Origin of the sequence: Undibacterium sp. KW1 (assembly GCF_009937955.1) — a bacterium.
Lineage (GTDB): Bacteria > Pseudomonadota > Gammaproteobacteria > Burkholderiales > Burkholderiaceae_D > Undibacterium.
In genome coordinates this window covers 3306926-3325590 of sequence record NZ_AP018439.1, presented here as the reverse complement: position 1 = coordinate 3325590, position 18665 = coordinate 3306926, and the positions used below count along the sequence as shown (strand labels likewise).

Annotated in this window: 11 protein-coding genes, 3 tRNA genes and 1 pseudogene; 10 read left to right on the top strand and 5 right to left on the bottom strand. The window is 52.0% G+C overall.

All coding sequences use genetic code 11. The features are described from left to right. Positions 1–64: 64 nt before the first annotated feature. Positions 65–2080 carry a methyl-accepting chemotaxis protein gene (locus tag UNDKW_RS14940; RefSeq protein WP_162059333.1) on the bottom strand — a complete coding sequence of 672 codons (2016 nt, stop codon included), beginning with the start codon at positions 2078–2080 and terminating at the stop codon, positions 65–67. 202 nt (positions 2081–2282) lie between these two features. Between UNDKW_RS14940 and UNDKW_RS14935 the strand changes: the two genes are divergently transcribed. The 9 genes from UNDKW_RS14935 to UNDKW_RS14895 all read left to right on the top strand — a co-directional run bounded on the left by UNDKW_RS14935 (position 2283) and on the right by UNDKW_RS14895 (position 14283). Further along, complete coding sequence (locus UNDKW_RS14935) at positions 2283–3056, top strand: CerR family C-terminal domain-containing protein (protein ID WP_232062980.1); 774 nt, start codon at positions 2283–2285, stop codon at positions 3054–3056. Then, positions 3053–4471, top strand: a complete 1419-nt coding sequence (locus tag UNDKW_RS14930) for an efflux transporter outer membrane subunit (protein WP_162059332.1) — start codon at positions 3053–3055, stop codon at positions 4469–4471. The genes UNDKW_RS14935 and UNDKW_RS14930 overlap by 4 nt, the downstream gene beginning before the upstream one ends. Positions 4472–4502: 31 nt before the next feature. Further along, positions 4503–5714: an efflux RND transporter periplasmic adaptor subunit gene (locus UNDKW_RS14925; protein WP_370529031.1), complete on the top strand. Its 1212-nt coding sequence runs from the start codon at positions 4503–4505 to the stop codon at positions 5712–5714. Between the two features lie 9 nt (positions 5715–5723). Beyond that, positions 5724–8870, top strand: a complete 3147-nt coding sequence (locus UNDKW_RS14920; RefSeq protein ID WP_162059331.1) for an efflux RND transporter permease subunit — start codon at positions 5724–5726, stop codon at positions 8868–8870. Between the two features lie 273 nt (positions 8871–9143). Then, positions 9144–11516, top strand: coding sequence for a TonB-dependent siderophore receptor (locus UNDKW_RS14915; RefSeq protein ID WP_162059330.1), 2373 nt, complete (start codon positions 9144–9146; stop codon positions 11514–11516). Positions 11517–11609: 93 nt separating this feature from the next. After that, the gene (locus UNDKW_RS14910; RefSeq protein WP_162059329.1) at positions 11610–12722 is read left to right on the top strand and encodes an alpha-hydroxy acid oxidase; all 1113 of its coding nucleotides are present in this window, start codon (positions 11610–11612) and stop codon (positions 12720–12722) included. A 24-nt stretch (positions 12723–12746) separates the two neighbouring features. Then, a complete protein-coding gene (locus UNDKW_RS14905; protein ID WP_162059328.1) occupies positions 12747–13430 on the top strand; it encodes a Fe2+-dependent dioxygenase in 684 nt (227 codons plus the stop codon). A gap of 27 nt (positions 13431–13457) precedes the next feature. Next, positions 13458–13739 carry a PepSY domain-containing protein gene (locus tag UNDKW_RS14900; RefSeq protein ID WP_162059327.1) on the top strand — a complete coding sequence of 94 codons (282 nt, stop codon included), beginning with the start codon at positions 13458–13460 and terminating at the stop codon, positions 13737–13739. Then, the gene (locus UNDKW_RS14895; protein ID WP_232062979.1) at positions 13729–14283 is read left to right on the top strand and encodes a cytochrome b/b6 domain-containing protein; all 555 of its coding nucleotides are present in this window, start codon (positions 13729–13731) and stop codon (positions 14281–14283) included. The genes UNDKW_RS14900 and UNDKW_RS14895 overlap by 11 nt, the downstream gene beginning before the upstream one ends. A gap of 294 nt (positions 14284–14577) precedes the next feature. On the opposite strand, the gene UNDKW_RS14890 is transcribed toward UNDKW_RS14895, so the two are convergent. The 4 genes and pseudogenes from UNDKW_RS14890 to UNDKW_RS14875 all read right to left on the bottom strand — a co-directional run bounded on the left by UNDKW_RS14890 (position 14578) and on the right by UNDKW_RS14875 (position 16370). After that, positions 14578–14653 (bottom strand) — tRNA-Asn (locus UNDKW_RS14890). 193 nt (positions 14654–14846) lie between these two features. Continuing rightward, positions 14847–14922 (bottom strand) — tRNA-Asn (locus UNDKW_RS14885). 99 nt (positions 14923–15021) lie between these two features. Beyond that, positions 15022–15097, bottom strand: a tRNA-Asn gene (locus UNDKW_RS14880). Between the two features lie 59 nt (positions 15098–15156). After that, positions 15157–16370: pseudogene (locus UNDKW_RS14875) on the bottom strand (aromatic amino acid transaminase). Between the two features lie 98 nt (positions 16371–16468). On the opposite strand from UNDKW_RS14875, the gene uvrB reads away from it, so the two are divergent. After that, positions 16469–18559, top strand: a complete 2091-nt coding sequence (uvrB, locus tag UNDKW_RS14870) for an excinuclease ABC subunit UvrB (RefSeq protein ID WP_162059326.1) — start codon at positions 16469–16471, stop codon at positions 18557–18559. Positions 18560–18665: the final 106 nt, after the last annotated feature.

Genomic DNA, 18665 nt, shown 5'->3' with positions numbered 1-18665 from the left:
CAGCGCATTTGCCCGGTGGCTTTTTTCATGCACATGCAAATGCCACCCAGACGGCGGCATTGTCTTATGCTGCCAGTTTTTTCTTCTCTTCTACTCTTGTCCCATGTACTTTAGCTACTGTCAGCGCCAAGCGGTCCTCAGTGCTGCTGGCCAGATGTAGTCGCTGCGCTTCTGTGGTGACCACCTCCAGAGTTTTGAATGCGCTGACTGCAGCACCGAGGGAGGCAGCCTGTTCTTCCAGCTTTGCAGTAGATCCACTCGCCATTTCCACCAGCCGGGTATTATCTTGCGTGATTTGATCAATATCGCCTATCGCCTGGTTCACGTCAGAAATTCCTGTACTTTGTTCCTGGCTGGCTTTGGCGATTTGTTTGATGAGTTCGGTCACCACTTCCACATTGTCGGCAATATTGCGCATGGTCTGGCCTGCCGTGTTAATCATTTTGCTGCCAGCTTCCACTGCCTGGCCTGAAGAAGCGATCAGGCCCTTTATCTCTTTTGCTGCATTCGCGCTGCGTTGTGCCAGGTTGCGTACTTCTGCAGCCACTACGGCAAAGCCGCGGCCTTCCTGACCAGCCCTGGCAGCTTCTACGGCAGCATTCAGTGCCAGGATATTGGTCTGGAAGGCAATGCCATCCATGACGCCGATGATTTCAGTAATTTTTTTGGAGCTTGCACTGACGGTTTGCATGGACAAGATGCTGCTCTCCATGACTTCCAGCCCTTGTTGCACGCGTTCAGCCGAGCTATGCATAAGGCTGTTTGCTTGCGCCAGGTTGCCAGCATTCTCGGTAATGGTGGCGGTCAGTTCGTCAATTGCCGAGGCTGTCTGCTGCAGGGAGCTGGCCTGGCTCTCAGTGCGGCTGGCCAGGTCGGTGTTTTCATCGTGAATTTCCCTCGCAATGATATCCACCGTTTGTGCGCTGTGGCGGATATTGGCGACCAGGTTACTCAACTCCACATTCATCCTGCCGACGGAATTGATTAACTGCGCCAGTTCATCTTTGCCGTTGCTGCTGACGCGGTTCTGTAAATTGCCGGCGGCAGTTTCTGCGATTGCTTTTGTCAAGGTATTGACGTCCATCGTTAAGGCCTGATAGATCGCCATCAGAAGATAACTGGCGATCAGCAAGAGCAAGATAATGCCTGCGGACATTTGCCAGGCATATTGATTGGCCTTGTCAATTTTTTGCGCCAGATTGCTTGCGATAAGGCCAGCTATCGCTGTTTTGGTCGCGGCCAGTTTGTTCAGATTATCTGTACCTGCCTGCAAAAATGCGTCGCCGCTACTTTGATTGACCGAGGCCAGTACTTCATCCTGTGAGCGCTCCAGAAATTTCTTTGCATCAGCAATGCTGGCCTGCATGCTGGTGTTTGTTGATGCATAGGCTTTCCCATACCCACCCAGATTCTGCATGCTCATGGCAAGCTCGGATAAGTTCAGCTTTACCAGCATGTGCAGGGAATTGAGCATCACATCTTCGCCAGCCTCAAACAAACCTGTGTCTATGTAAGCCGCACCACGACCGGCAATGACAGACAATCTCTCTTCTATTTGCGGCAGGGTATTGAGATAGATATTGACGAGTTGATGGGTTTTTAAGTCGCTATCAAGGGCCAGTTTTGAACTATTGGCTATTTCTGCCATCTCAAGTTCCAGCGAATTTAACAGCTTGCCATATTCAGTAAAACTTTCTGCCGACTTGAGTTGTGCTTCTCTTGCCAGCAAGGCAGGCCACAGATTTTTGACCGGGCTGGCCTGATCAGTTTGCTTTAGCAATGTCTCGATCTTGCCCTGATTTTCTGTCAGGCTGGCTGCCAGCTGTTTATTGCCCAGCAGTCGCATGTGCTGCAAGGCGCGCTGTTTTTGTATCAGCAGGCGCAGATCATTTTTTGCCGCGATGCTTTTAATCGCGACTTGCTTTGCCTGCGTTTGCAATACATCTTCCCGCAGGTTTTGAAACAGCAGAGCCAGCACTACAAGCAAGGGCACAGCAAAGGCAAGGGCGACAAAACTGAGCTTGTGGGCAATTTTAAAATTGCGTAGCAGGTGTATGGCGGGGGAGGTAAGCAGGGTCATTTTGAGATACCAAATGAGTTTGTCAAAGCATTAGGCCGAAGCCTAAACCTGCAATGTGACTATGCAGTGACAACGGGCAACGTCCTTATGAATAACAAGGATTTGTCTGTTCGTCATATGTAGAGTTTTTGAATTGCAATTTGTAAAGGTCTAGTACTCTGGAATGGAATAGTTAAATCAAACGTTTGATTTATATGTTAGTATGCTTCGCATGAAAATACCCGGCCAGAAAAAAAACGCAGCGCAACAAGCTCAGCGGGCCCAGCCAGATAGCCAGGTTTCTACTCCTGATGGAAAGATTTTACGTGTCGATGGCATGGAGGCGCGTACACGTCTGCTGGATGCGGCCCTGATCTTGTTTGCCGAAAAAGGCTATGCCAAAACCTCGATACGTGAAATTGCCAAGGCGGCCGACGTCAATATTTCTTCCATCAGTTATTATTTTTCTGATAAAGCCGGTTTGTACCATGCAGTGTTCAATGACCCGCGTACCAATCCAAATGTCGATCCTGCGATATTTGAAGCGGACGTCGCAGACATGCGTGCTGTTTTGCTGAAACTGATCTGCACTTTTACCGATTCGCTAAAGCAGGGCGAAATCATGGAAACCTGCATGAAGCTGCATTTCCGCGAAATGCTGGAACCCACAGGCCTGTGGGTGGAAGAAGTTGACACCGTCATCAAGCCTTCGCACCAGGGCTTTGTCAGGCTTTTGTGCCGCTATCTTGGCATCACCAAGGCAGATGATGATGTACACAGGCTGGCGATTTCAATTACCGGCCTGGCGATTTCACTGCTGATCAGCGGTGACGTGATACAGGCGACCAGACCGGCGTTGATCGCCAAACCCAAGGCAATTGATGCTTATGCTTCGCGCCTGGTCGATTACGCTATCGCCATGTGTGAAGATGAAAAGCGGCGCCGCTTGATAGCAAAAACTGACACTGATAAATTAACTTCTCCGACAGCGATATGACTATACGACGTTCCATTTTAATACCTGCCATTGCCGTAGCGCTGACAGCATGTTCGACCACCAGTCCGGTTACATCCAGTAATGGCAGCGTGCCTGCACAATGGCAAGCGGTATTGCCAGCTACCGAAAAAAATACTGATTTGCGCAACTGGTGGCAAGCCAATGGTGATGCCAGTTTGCTGGAGCTGATCGAGTCGGCACAGAAGGTAAGCCCGACCATTGCACAGGCATGGTCACGCATAGAAACAGCCAGGGCAGCAAGAGTTGCCAGTGGCGCTACACTGTTACCTTCGCTTGACGCAGTTGCCAATGCAACTCGGGCAAAAAACCAGCCAGGTATGCCAGTTGCCACCACGTCGCAAGCTGGCTTGCAGACAGCGTGGGAAATCGATGTGTTTGGCGCCAACCGCGCCACCAATCAGGCTGCCCAGGCAGAATTGGAAGGTACGCAGGCGCTTTGGCATGATGCGCGGATATCGGTAGCGGCTGAAGTAGCGCAACTGTATTTCTCTGTCATCAGTTGCCAGCAAACGGCAGATCTGACCTGGCAAGACGCCAAGTCACGCGCAGAAACTGCCAGGCTGACTGAACTCAGTGCCCAGGCAGGCATGTCATCCAGTGCGACATCCGCACTGGCACGCGCCAGCGCTGCCGAAGGTAATAGTCGTGCTATACAACAGGCCGCATTGTGCGACCTGGATGTAAAGGCCCTGGTCGCACTGACTGCCAAACCAGAGCCTGAGCTCAGGCAATTGCTGACAATTGCCCAGGCCAGTTTTAAGAACCTGTTGCCTTTGGCTGTCACGACCTTGCCTGCACAATTGTTGGCACAAAGACCGGACGTATACGCGGCCGAGAAAGAAGTGGCAACCGCCAGTGCCCAGGTCGGTGCTGCAGAAGCACATCGCTATCCACGTCTGACGCTCAGCGGTTCCATCGGTACCATGCGCTATGACGTTGCGGGCAGTACGACGAGGATGGATACCTGGTCAGTCGGCCCTCTGGCTTTGACCTTGCCGATATTCAATGGCGGCCAGACCACGGCCAATATTGAAGCTGCCAAGGCACGCTACCTGAATGCCAGCAGCAATTATCACGGCAAGGTGAGGCAGGCGGTGCGTGAGGTCGAAGAAGCGCTGGTTAATCTGAACAGCACAGATGCCCGTCGCCTGGATTCTGAAATTTCAGCCAAGGGCTATGAGCAGGCTTTGCAGGCAACGGCGCAGCGTTACAACAAGGGTATGGCCAGCCTGTTGGAGCTCGAAGATACAAGGCGCAGCGCCTTCGCTTCACAGTCTGCCCTGATCGCCCTGCAGCTGGAAAGAAATCGTGCCTGGATCGCGCTATATCGTGCGCTGGGCGGCGGCTGGGACTTGAATGCGCAGGCTGCTACCCAACCACAGACAAATTCCTGAATTTAAAAATTAAACAGAAAGCGTATCAGACATGATGAAATTCATTTCACGCAAACCATTATCCCTGAGCCTGGCTGGCATGATTGCTGTTGGCGCCGGCGGCGTCTGGCTGTCAGCGACATCCAATGCGGCTGATGAACCGCCCAAGGCAGCCAGTGCCTCTGCACCTGCCGCCAAGGTCAAGCCCGCCCTGACTGTGACTACGACCAAAGCCAGCAGCGGCAATCTCGTCATTAAACTCGCCGCCAATGGCAGTGTCGCTGCCTGGCAGGAAGCCTTGATCGGTTCAGAAGCAACAGGCCTGCGCATACAGGAGTTGCATGCCAATATAGGTGATGTGGTGCAGCGCGGCCAGTTACTGGTCAGCTTTGCCAGCGAAACCGTCAAAGCTGATCTGGCACTGGCACAAGCCAGCCTGGCAGAAGCGCAGGCCAATCTTGCTGATGCCGCAGCCAATGCAGAGCGTACCCGCGCCTTGCAAACCAGCGGCGCACTCAGTGCCCAACAAGTAGGCCAATACCTGACGGCAGAACAAACCGCCAAAGCCAGGGTGGAATCTGCCAAGGCCAGCGTAGAAGCACAGCAATTGCGCATGCGTCATACCCGCGTTCTTGCGCCCGACAGCGGCATCATCACGGCGCGTGCAGCTACCCTGGGTTCTGTCGTCGGTAATGGCGCAGAATTATTTCGCATGATACGTCAGGGCCGCCTGGAATGGCGTGCTGAGGTAACAGCCAGTGAAATGGCAAAAATAGTGCCGGGTACAGAAGCCGTCGTTACCGCACCTGGCGGCACTCAATGGAAAGGCAAGGTCAGGGTGGTATCACCGACAGTAGATGCACAAACCAGGATGGGTCTGGTGTATGTTGATCTGGTGCCAGACGCAAACAGTACAGCCAAACCACAGGCAGCCACGGCCTCTCTGGCATTCAAGCCTGGCATGTATGCCAAGGGTGAATTTGTGATGGGTAGCTCACAAGCCCTGACCATACCGCAGCAGGCCGTAGTGGTCAGGGATGGGTTCAGCTATGCCTTCCGTCTCAATGCGGATAACCGCGTCACACAAATCAAATTGCAGACGGGGCGTCGTGTATCCAATGCTCAGGGTGATCTGGTAGAAGTGATTTCCGGCTTGAATGCAGACAGCACGATTGTTTCCAGCGGCGCAGGCTTCCTCAATGATGGTGATACGGTAAAAGTCGTGGCTGCAGTCAAACCAGCCAATGCTGCCGTAAAAAACTAAGGGGATCTTGTGAACTTTTCTGCCCTCTCCATTAAAAATCCCATACCGGCGATCATGCTGTTTATCTTGCTGACGCTGGCAGGGATATTGTCGTTTCGCTCTACCATAGTCCAGGATTTTCCGGATATTGAATTACCCATCGTCACCGTCAGCGCACCTTTGTCTGGTGCCGCACCGGCGCAGCTGGAAACTGAGGTCGCCCGCAAGATAGAAGATGCAGTCGCTTCACTGCAAGGCGTAAAAAACGTTTACACCAAAGTGCTCGATGGTGATGTTGAAGTCACGGTCGAATTCGTGTTGGAAAAAGTGATTTCAGACGCAGTCAATGAAGTGCGTGATGCAGTGGCAACCGTGCGCGCCGACTTGCCCAGCGAAATGCGTGACCCTACCGTGACCAAGGCATCTACTGCTGGCCGCGTCATCATGACTTATACCGTAGAAGCGGCGGAAGATGGCAAGGACAGTAAAGTCGTGGCTGGCGAAAGCAGCAAGCCAGATGCACAAGAGCTGAGCTGGTTCGTTGATAACACCGTGGCAAAACGCTTGCGCGCTGTACCCGGTGTCGGTGCAGTCAGGCGCATGGGTGGTGTCAGCCGTGAAGTGCGGGTTGAACTTGATACAGACAAAATGGCAGCACTCAATGTTGCCGCTGTTGATGTATCCCGTCGTTTGAAGCTGGTGCAGCAAGAGGCACCGGGTGGTCGTGGTGATGTCAGTGGGGCCGAGCAATCCGTGCGCACCATTGCCACCGTCAAGACAGCGGCTGAGCTGGCTGTACTGGATATTCCCTTGGCAGATGGCAGACATATACGCCTTGATCAGGTGGCACGCGTACTTGATACCGTCAGCGAGCCACGCTCTGTGGCAACACTCGATGGCAAACCCGTGGTCGGCTTTGAAGTGTTCCGTACCAAGGGTGCCAGTGAAGTTGATGTCGCCAGGGGTTCACATGCCGCAGTCGATGAATTGCAGGCTGCGCATCCGAACATGAAGTTTCATGAAGCCATAGACAATGCCCAACCGGTAGAAGAAAACTTCGATGGCTCGATGGACTTGCTGTACGAAGGTGCATTGCTGGCTATCCTGGTGGTATTCTGGTTCTTGCGTGACTGGCGTGCAACGCTGGTGGCTGCTGCTGCCTTGCCCTTGTCCGTGATACCTACTTTCCTCGGCCTCAAGTATTTTGGTTATACCCTCAACACCGTGACCTTGTTGTCCCTCGCTTTGGTGGTGGGTGTGCTGGTTGATGATGCGATTGTGGAAATTGAAAACATCGCCCGCCATTTGCACATGGGTAAAACGCCAATGGAGGCGGCAACCGAAGCGGCTGATGAAATCGGCATGGCGGTAATTGCCACCACCTTTGCCCTGGTAGCAGTATTCTTGCCAACGGCCTTCATGGGTGGCGTGCCAGGCCTGTTCTTCAAGCAGTTTGGCTGGACGGCGGTGATTGCAATCCTGGCTTCGCTGGTAGTGGCACGTTTGCTGACGCCGATGATGGCGGCTTACATCATGAAGTCGCCCAAGCCCGGCAAGTCTGGTGAACATGGTCAGACCGATGGCTGGCTCATGACGCGCTATATGAAAACCATGCAGTGGTGCCTGCGTCACCGCTTCATCACGATGGCGGCTGCCACGGTATTTTTTGTCTGCTCGATTGCCTTGGTGGGCCTCTTGCCAACCGGTTTCGTTCCCTCTGCAGACCGCGCGCAAACACAGGTCAATATCGAGCTGCCACCAGGCAGTACGCTGGCAGAAACCCGCGCAGTCGCTGAGCAGGCCAGGATCGCCATCATGAAGAACAAGGAGATTATCAATGTCTTCAGCTCTATTGGTGGTGGTTCCAGCGGTGATGCTTTTGCGCCAGGCGCGGCAGCAGAAGCACGACGCGCCGTCTTGACGGTGACCGCAGTGCACAGAAATAAACGCAAAGATTCGATCGCGGATATTGACGCCAAAATCCGTACTGGCATAGCAGATATTTCTGGTGCCAGGTTCACTGTTGGCCCACCGGATACTGGCGTCAAGATGCAACTGGTCTTGCAAAGTGAAGACCCCTTGGCTTTGCTTGAAGCAGCACAAAAAGTGGAGAGGGAATTGCGTACGCTCAAAGGTGTGGGTAATGTCAGTTCCAGTGCTTCACTGGTGCGCCCTGAGATTATCGTGCGCCCCGATTCAGCCAGGGCAGCGGACCTGGGTGTGACAGCTTCTTCTATAGGTGAAACAGTGCGTGTGGCGACAGCAGGTGATTATGACCAGGCTTTGCCAAAGCTGAATCTGTCACAACGCCAGGTGCCTATCCGCGTCAAGTTGCCAGATAGCTTCAGGGCAAACCTGGCTGAGATAGAGCGTTTGACCGTGCCTGGTAAAAATGGCCCTGTCATGCTGGGTAGCGTTGCCACTGTCACCATGGAATCTGGCCCCGCGCAGATAGACAGGTTGAACCGCAAACGTAATGTGACGCTGGATGTAGAGCTGGGCAGCCGTCAGTTGGGTGAAGTTAATGAAGAAGCACGCGCCTTGCCCAGCATGAAAAACCTGCCACCATCCGTCAGCATTGCTGAACTGGGCGATGCGCAGGAAATGCAGGCTCTGTTTGCCAGCTTTGGTATCGCCATGTTGATTGGTGTGCTGTGTATCTATGGCGTATTGGTTCTGCTGTTCAAGGATTTCCTGCAGCCGGTGACTATCCTGGCAGCCTTGCCTTTGAGTATAGGTGGTGCCTTCGTGGCCTTGCTGGTGACGGGGCGTGCCTTGTCCATGCCATCGATGATAGGCCTGATCATGCTCATGGGTATCGTCACCAAGAACTCCATCCTGCTGGTTGATTATGCGGTGCTGGCAAGGGAAGCAGGCATGAGCCGTTTTGATGCCCTGGTTGATGCTTGCCACAAGCGTAGCCGTCCCATCATCATGACCACTATCGCGATGGGGGCCGGCATGATGCCGCTGGCCCTGGGCTGGGGTGCTGACCCTAGCTTCCGCTCACCGATGGCGATTGCAGTGATCGGCGGTTTGATTACCTCAACTCTGTTGAGCTTGTTGGTGGTGCCCGCAGTGTTCACCTACATTGATGACTTTGAGCATTTACTGGGGAAAATCAGGCGGAAATTATCTGGCAAGTCTGCTGCTGCTATCGCAACAGAAGCAAGTTGAACTTGTAGTTTGAGACCGTTTCATCGGAATAATCAGATAAAACGAGTCAGGACAAAAGCCCCGCAACCTCAAGTGCGGGGCTTTTTTATTGATAGACCATGTGAATTGATGCTGTCATGGAGGAGGGGGGGGGCTAGGAAAAGGTATTTAACAATTGCAAATGTAAATGATATTGATTCTCATTGTTAATAATTGTATCATTCGTATTAATTTGTGATACATCTGCAGTAAAAAAATCTTTCCAATAATTTCCTTAAAAAATCAGGGACTTACATGAAGCACTCGCAAGCGCAGAAACCAAAAAGCCTACGTGATACAGATGATCTGGTATTTGGTTCTATGAAGAAGACTACTTTGGCCTTGGGTATTTCCAGCGCGATGCTGATGCCTATGGTTGCGATGGCACAAGATACAACGCCACCTGCTGCCAAGACACAAAAAGAAAAATTGCCAGAAGTAGAAATCCTGGGTAAGCGCGTAGAGTCCAATCCAAATGCAGAAGTTGGTTCCCCATACAAAGCCAGGACTTCTGCTGATTCCCGTCACACACGTCCGCTGGCAGAAACACCACAGACAATTTCTGTGCTGACCCGCGCTGCGCTGGATGATTCTGGCCTGACAGACTTGAAACAAGTGCTGGGTGCACAGCCAGGTATCACACTGGGTACTGGTGAAAACGGTAATGCCTTTGGTGACCGTTACATCATCCGCGGCCAGGAAGCGCGCAGCGACGTGTTCGTCGATGGCTTGCGTGACCCAGGCATGTCCACTCGCGAAAGTTTCGCTGTTGAACAACTGGAAATTTCCAAAGGTCCAAATTCCAGTTTTGCTGGCCGTGGTACTGCTGGCGGTGCGATCAATGCGATCACCAAACAAGCAACACTGGACCATGACTTTGAGCGTGTTTCCATAGGCATAGGCAGTGATTCACAAAAACGTATTTCTGCTGACATCAACAAGGGCTTTGGCGAGCAATTTGCACTGCGCACCAACTTGTTGTATGGCGATGAAGATGTACCTAATCGTTCACCAGCCAACCGTTCACGCAAAGGTATTGCATTGTCTGGCTTGTATGAAGTCAGCAAAGACCTGTCTGTGACACTGGACTACTATGGCCTGCGCACCAAAGACACATCACCAGACCTGGGTTACTACCTGGTCGGTACCGTACCTAGCCGCTTCCCTGCGACCAATGTGCCTGTCTATGGCCAGGCGAATGATTTCCTGAAATCTGATGTCGATACTGTCACAGCACGTGTCAACTGGACCATCGCTCCAGACATGAAAATCACCAGCCTGACACGTTATGGCAAATCCAGTAACGGCTATGTCACTACCGGTGCATCTTCTGCAACCCGTTACAACGGCACGACGGGTGTGGCATACACAACCGGCGTTCTTGATGGTGGCCACACTGGCTGGCAAGATATTGATTACTTTGCTCACCAGACCAACCTGCGCTGGGACAAGCAAATCGGCGGCATGAAGCATGAATTCATCTTCGGTGCTGAATATGCAGACCACAAAGTTGTCTCAGGTACTTATGGCATCACCAACACAGGCACATTCAATTGCAAAACTACAGCAGGTATTGGTGCTAACAATGGCTTCTGCTTCACAGACAGCAACGGCACACCTGTTGCCAACCTGAGCAACCTGGCCGGCCGCAATTCCACCCGACTGAGCTGGAACCAGGATTGGCACATCAAGGCGCTGGCCCTGACTTTGATGGATACAGTTGATCTGACTGATAAATTCACTGCATTCGGCGGTGTACGTGCAGACTCGTTTGACCTGAGTCTGACACGTCGTAACAACACCACTGGCGTGATCACTGGTGACTATGGCTACAAAGACACTTTGCTGAACGGTCATTTTGGCCTGAGCTACAAGATCACACCTAAACTGATCGCCTACGGTTCTGTCGCCAGCGCACAAGACATCAATGGCGGTGAAGCCGATGCCGGTACCAGCAGTGGTTACGGTGGCGCGGTGCTGTACCAAAACCAGATCGCAGGTGCCAAGCCAGAAACCTCAGTCAACTATGAACTGGGCCTGAAATGGAACTTGTTGGATGACAAATTGCTGGCAACAGCAGCCTTGTTCCAAACTACGAAAAAGGACGTGATGGAAGGTGCCAACTACGATACAGTCGGTACCTTCAATACAGGTAAAAACCGTGTGCAAGGTGTGGAATTTGGCCTGAGTGGTAACCTGACTGACGATTTGTCTGTACAGTTTGGTGCGGCATTCATGGACTCCAAAGTGCTGGCATCGACAACAGCAGCCAATATCGGCAATCCTTTGAGTAACTTTGCCAAGAAGACTTTCTCGGCACAAGCCAAGTACCAGTTGACGAATGCATTCTCGTTTGGCGGCGTTGCCCGTCACGAGAGTGACCGTTGCGGTGGTCAGCCAGATACGGCAGCTGGTTACACAACTGCAGGCCTGTGCTCACAACCAGTACCTGGCTTTACCGTGTATGACGTGTTTGCTGCTTATCGCTTCTCCCGCCGTTTTGACGTTCGTGTCAACGTCCTGAATGCGACTAACAAAGACTACTACACAGCGGTATATCGTTCTGGCGCATTCCTGTACAAAGGTGACGCACGCGCTGTTCGCTTTACTCTGAACTACGAAATGTAAACATTTGATGGAGAGCAAGGGCCCATGTCACCTAAAGCAGTGGGTTCTTGCGATTCAGCTAGAATACGGGTTCTTTATTCATAATTTTCAGTAATGAAAAACCCTGCTACTCCTGCTAATCTTGTTATCCCGCCAGACATACGCTGTGCCCAGGACTATGAGTTTGCAGCACAGCGTAGCATGGCCGCACCCAGCTACGCCTATGTAGCAGGTGGCAGCGGGCGCGACCTGACTGTTGCTGCCAACCTGGCAGCTTTTTCGCAATGGTCAGTCTATCCCCGCGTTTTGCGCGATGTCACCGCCGGGCATACGCGGCTTAGCCTAGGTAATCAAAGTTTCCTTCATCCCATTTTGCTGGCACCCGTTGCTTTTCAAAAGCTGGCACATCCGGCTGGTGAAATCGACACCGCCCGCGCTGCCAGTGCGACTGACACCTGCATGGTATGCAGCACCTTGTCCTCCAGCCTGCTGGAAGATGTTGCGCAGGCTGCCGGCCCGCATAAATGGTTTCAGTTGTATTTTCAAACCAGTCGCGACGCAACGCGCAACTTGCTGGCAAGGGCAGAGGCGGCTGACTATAGCGCAATTGTCGTGACGCTGGACGCATCAATACAAGTGGCAAGTGCACGCGCCATGGCGGCAGGATTCCGCATGCCAGCTGACTGCGTTGCGCTTAACCTGCAATCGACAGATGTAGATTTGCCCGTGCAACTTGCCGCTGATGACAGCCGTATCTTCCAGGGGGCGATGCATGCTGCACCAGGCTGGCCAGATCTGGAATGGTTGTTGGCTCAAACATCCTTGCCTGTATGGGTGAAGGGCATCTTGCATCCCGATGATGCACTGGCCCTGAAGGCGGCAGGTGTGGCGGGTGTTGTTGTTTCCAATCATGGTGGCCGCAGTCTTGATGGTGCGCCTGCCAGTCTCGTTGTATTGCCTGCAATACGGGCTGCTGTCGGCGAAGATTTTCCTTTGTTGCTGGATGGCGGCATACGTTCAGGTGCCGATATCTTCAAGGCCCTGGCTTTGGGTGCCAATGCGGTATTGATGGGGCGACTGCAGATGTATGCACTCAGTGTTGCCGGTGCGCTGGGTGTGGCACACATGATCAAGCTGTTGCGGGAAGAGCTGGAGATATGCATGGCACAAGCCGGATGTGCGACCCTGGCTGATATCAATAATGCCGCCTTGCTGCGCAATGTATGATGCAATAAAAAACAGGATGGATTTATGCTGAATGTGATTGAAGGAGTATTGAGCAAGGATGAAGTACGGCAGTTCCGCAGTTACCTGGATCAGGCTGACTGGCAGGACGGTGCGCGCACGGCGGGTACGCTTGCCTTGCAGGTCAAGAACAATTTGCAGATAGATGATGAATCAGATCTGGCGATACAGCTTGGCAATCATATCCTGCGCAAACTCGGCGAGCATCCCGTGTTTATTTCTGCCGCCTTGCCACAAAAAATTTATCCGCCAAAATTCAATCGCTATCAGGATGGCGGCGGTTATGGCCTTCATGTCGATAGTGCCGTCATGATGATGCCTGGTACCCGCCAAAACCTGCGCAGTGATATGTCTGCAACCCTGTTCCTGGCCGAGCCCGACGAATATGAAGGAGGGGAGCTCGAAATCGAAACCGACTTTGGCGCGCAGACCGTCAAGCTTGAAGCTGGCGACATGGTGCTCTATCCTTCTTCCAGCCTGCACAGGGTTGCGCCTGTCACAGAGGGCGCAAGAGTGGCGTCCTTTTTCTGGATAGAAAGCATGGTCAGTGATGAGGCTGAGCGCAGCATGCTGTACGATCTGGATCAGTCCATACAAAAATTGACGCCTCTGGTAGATGCACAAAATTCTGCGCTACTGAGGCTGACGGGCGTTTACCATAACTTGTTGCGCCGCTGGGCAATTACTTAATTTACTTTACATTGTCAGGAGTTATCCATGAGATTGAATAAACAAGCTATTTTTGCTGCAATTGCCCCTGTGGTATTTACCATGTCTTCTGCTAGCGCCTGGGCGCACGGCGACGTCAAATGCACCACCGAGCCAAAAGAAAAATGGCGCCCACATACAGAACTGGAAGCAAAACTGGTCAAGGAGGGTTGGCAAATCCGCCGTATGGAAAAAACCACCAGCTGCTACGAAGTGTATGCCAAAGACCCTAAGGGCAAACGTGTAGAAGCTTTCTTCAACCCGGTTACCTTCGAACGCGTTGAAGAATAATCCGTCCGTACGGGATACGCCCGTATGGGATTTGCCTGTGCGCCTGATGCACTGGGCGCAGCTTATTGCCATCATCGCCGCATGGATCACCAGCGCCATGACCAATTCTGTCCATGAATACGTGGGCTACAGTGCTGGCGTACTGGTACTCATGCGCCTGTTCTGGGGCGGCATCGGCAACCGCTATGCACGCTTCAGCCAATTCCTCAAGCCAGTTCCGGCAACGCTGCAGTATCTGCGTCTGGTCATTCGCTCCAAAGCCCCGCGTTATATAGGCCACAATCCCCTGGGTGGCTGGATGATGCTCGCACTTTTATCCTGCGTGGGTTTGCTGGTTTTGACTGGCTGGGCCATGGGCACGGACTTGCTATGGGGTTATGCATGGCCAGTGCGCGTGCATGTCGCCATCGCCTGGACCATGGTCGGCTTGATTGCCCTGCATGTGCTGGGTGCCATCTATACAGGCTGGCTACACCGCGAAAACCTTGTCAAGGCCATGCTGACGGGTAAAAAAGCAGCACCGGAACCTGATGATGTCGATTGAATGCCGTTTGACAGTTGACTATCAAAATCGTCTATAAGATTTTTTCAAAACGTCGTGGGAGTTTGCTGCGAAAGGATGGGGAAATACTTGTACGATTTTCTTTGCCCGGGATAGTACGTCAACCGGTATTTGTTCACCTGAATTCTTGAGTTGTTGCGAACCGCTATTTACGCCGCGTACATAAAGCCTGGCCCATGAAACTCTGAACTCTGTATTACTTGTCTGTCATGCCTGATAAGGGCAGAGCAGAAAAAAAAGAGTTACTGGCTCTGGCAAGTAACTCTTTTCTAAATTTGGCTCCCCGACCTGGACTCGAACCAGGGACCTGCGGATTAACAGTCCGTCGCTCTACCGACTGAGCTATCAGGGAATAGAAGATATGATGATCTTCATAAAACTTTTACTACATTCTTTTTGGCAGTGATTTTTGTCAAGTTCACTGCTCACTTCATTTCTTGCTGCGAAACCCGTTGCAGGATTTCGCTTCTTCATGCTCTGCCAGACAAATCTGGCGGAAAAAAAAGAGTTACGAGCATTAGCAAGTAACTCTGCTTTTACAAATTTGGCTCCCCGACCTGGACTCGAACCAGGGACCTGCGGATTAACAGTCCGTCGCTCTACCGACTGAGCTATCAGGGAATAGAAGATTTGATGATCTTCGTTAAACTTTATAAACTAATACTTATTGCTTCGTTCGCAGTGATTTTTTGATAAGTTCACTACTTACTTCGAATTCTGTGGCTCCCCGACCTGGACTCGAACCAGGGACCTGCGGATTAACAGTCCGTCGCTCTACCGACTGAGCTATCAGGGAACAGAGACAAAAATTATATTCGCTCGCCCCTGATTTGTCAATACGCAAGTCTTGGTGAATTACAGAACCTTGGTAATTGCTTCAATAACGTTGTTTATATTCTTGTTATTCAGGGCAGCCACGCAGATGCGGCCTGTATCAACCGCATAGATGGAATTGTTCTCACGCAATTTGCCGACCTGTTCTTTCGTCAGGCCAGAGTACGAGAACATGCCGCGCTGCTGAACGACAAAATCAAAGTCATGGCCCGGAGCCTGTTCCTTGAGTTTGCTGACAAAAGCATTACGCATTTCGCGTATACGTACGCGCATGCCAGCCAGTTCTTCTTCCCACAACTGGCGCAGTTCTGGCGTTGCCAGCACGGTTGCCACTACCTGGCCGCCGTGGGTAGGTGGGTTGGAGTAATTGGTGCGGATCACGCGTTTCAGTTGCGACATGATGCGCGCTGCTTCTTCTGCACTGGAGGCAGCAATGCTCAGTGCCCCGACGCGTTCACCATACAGGGAGAAAGATTTGGAGAAAGAGTTGGAAACAAACAGGGCGCCGCCAGCTTCAGCAAAGCGACGTACTACTTTGCCATCTGCCTCTATACCATCACCAAAACCCTGATAAGCCATGTCGAGGAAGGGGATCAGGTTGCGCTGGGTAACTACGGCAATGACGTCTGTCCATTGCTCGTCTGTCAGGTCGGCACCGGTTGGATTGTGGCAGCAGGCGTGCAGCAATACGATGGAGCCTTCAGGCATGGATTTCAATGCATCCAGCATGCCAGCAAAATTGACGCCGCGTGTCGCCGCATCATAGTAAGGGTAAGCGTTGACTTTAAAACCAGCCGATTCAAACAGGGCGCGATGGTTTTCCCAGCTTGGGTCGCTGATCCATACTTCAGAATTTGGTGTGAAGCGTTGCAGGAAGTCTGCACCCAGTTTCAGCGCGCCAGTACCGCCGATTGCCTGGGCAGTAATGGCACGTTTTTCCTTGACGACATCGCTGTCAGCACCGAACACCAGTTCCTGTACCGCTTTATCATAGGCAGCCAGGCCTTCGATAGGCAGGTAAGTGCGTGGGGCGAATTTTTCCATCAAAATAGCTTCGGCTTTTTTGACGCATTCCAGCAATGGCACCTTGCCATTGTCATCATAATAAACGCCTACACCCAGATTGACCTTGGCAGGGTTCTGGTCAGCATTAAAGGCTTCAGTGATACCCAGGATAGGGTCGCGGGGGCCATTTCTATGGCGGAAAACAGGGGTGAAGATGTGGAAGCAGTCATCGTGATAATATGGAAATATTTGTCGTTGCCGACAGTAATGGTTGGAATGAGGCAGATTGCATAGTACAGCCACCTATTTTAGCAAAGGTAATCGCATCATGGCCGTAGCACCAGTTAATTCAACAGCTTTGTCAGAACAGCTGGACGAATCAAAATTTATCAGTTTCCCTGATTCACCTTATCAGTTGTATCAAATGTTCCAGCCAGCGGGTGATCAGCCAGCGGCAATTGCACAATTGGTTGAGGGTATCAGTGACGGTTTGTTTTTTCAGACACTGCTGGGAGTGACGGGGTCGGGTAAGACTTACACGATGGCAAATGTGATCGCCAGGACAGGTAGGCCGGCCATCATTTTTGCACCTAATAAAACCCTGGCAGCACAGTTGTACAGTGAGTTCAGGGAATTCTTTCCACGCAATGCGGTAGAGTATTTTGTCAGTTATTACGATTACTATCAACCAGAAGCGTATGTGCCGCAGCGTGACTTGTTCATTGAGAAAGATTCTGCCATCAATGAACATATAGAACAGATGCGTCTGTCCTGTACCAAATCGCTGATGGAAAGACGGGATGTCATCATTGTGGCAACAGTCTCTGCCATCTATGGTATCGGTAACCCGAACGAATACCACAAGATGATATTGACGCTGCGCGCCAGGGACAAGGTCAGCCAGCGTGATGTCATTGCCCGTCTGATACAGATGCAGTACAAACGCAATGAAGTTGATTTTGGACGCGGCACTTTCCGTGTGCGTGGCGATACTATTGATATCTTCCCGGCAGAACATGCCGAGATGGCCGTACGTGTTGAAATGTTTGATGATGAAATCGAAAACCTGCAATTGTTTGATCCACTGACCGGGCGCATCAAGCAAAAGATACCGCGCTTTACTGTCTATCCAAGTTCTCACTATGTGACCCCGCGCGAAACAGTCTTGCGTGCCATCGAGACCATCAAGGAAGAATTGCGTGAGCGCCTCGATTTTTTCCGCCGTGAAAACAAACTCATCGAAGAGCAACGCATAGAACAGCGTACCCGCTTCGATCTGGAAATGATGGCCGAGATTGGTTTCACCAAGGGTATCGAAAATTACTCGCGTCACCTGAGTGGTGCCAAGGCCGGCGAACCGCCGCCGACCCTGGTCGATTATCTGCCGCCAGATGCGCTGATGTTCCTGGATGAATCGCATGTGCTGACTGGCCAGTTGAATGGCATGTACAACGGCGACAGGGCGCGCAAGACCAATCTGGTGGACTACGGCTTCCGCTTGCCGTCGGCACTGGATAACCGCCCGTTGAAGTTTGCAGAATTCGAAAGCAAGCTGCGCCAGACTGTATTTGTTTCAGCAACACCGGGTGATTACGAAGACCAGCATTCTGACCAGACAGTAGAGCAACTGGTCAGGCCTACTGGTCTGGTCGATCCAGAAATTGAAGTGCGCCCAGCGCTGACGCAGGTCGATGATTTGATGAACCAGATTATCGAGCGTGTAAAAAAACATGAGCGCGTACTGGTCACCACCCTGACCAAGCGCATGTCAGAACAGTTGACTGAATTTCTCAATGAAAATGGCATCAAGGTGCGCTACCTGCACAGTGATATCGACACGGTAGAGCGGGTGGAAATTATCCGCGATCTGCGCTTGGGCACTTTTGACGTGCTGGTCGGCATCAACCTGCTGCGCGAAGGCCTGGATATCCCTGAGGTGTCACTGGTGGCTATCCTGGATGCAGACAAAGAAGGTTTCCTGCGCTCTGAACGCAGCCTCATCCAGACCATAGGCCGCGCCGCGCGTAACCTGCATGGCAAGGCTATCTTGTATGCCGACAAGGTGACAGACTCCATGCGCCGCGCCATGGGGGAAACCGAACGCCGTCGAAACAAACAACTGGCCTTCAATCTGGCTAATAATATTACGCCGACAGGCATACGCAAGCAGATCAAGGACATCATCGACGGCGTCTATAATCCGCAAGAAGCGAGGGAGGAACTGGCAGTAGCGCAAGAGCAGGCGCGTTATGAGGTCATGAGCGAGAAACAGATCAGCCGTGAAATCAAGCGCCTGGAAAAACTTATGCTGGATCATGCAAAGAACCTTGAGTTTGAAAAAGCGGCCCAGGTCAGGGATCAGTTAGCGCATGTCAAGGAGCAGTTGTTTGGGGCGGGTGGGCATGATTCTGTGCTTTGATGCTGCTTGCCTATGGTGGAACAGCGCGTAGGTTGGGCTACGGGTTATCAGCCCAACACTTGGCGTTTAAATAACGTAAACGTTTGTCGAGACCCAGTGCCTGGAT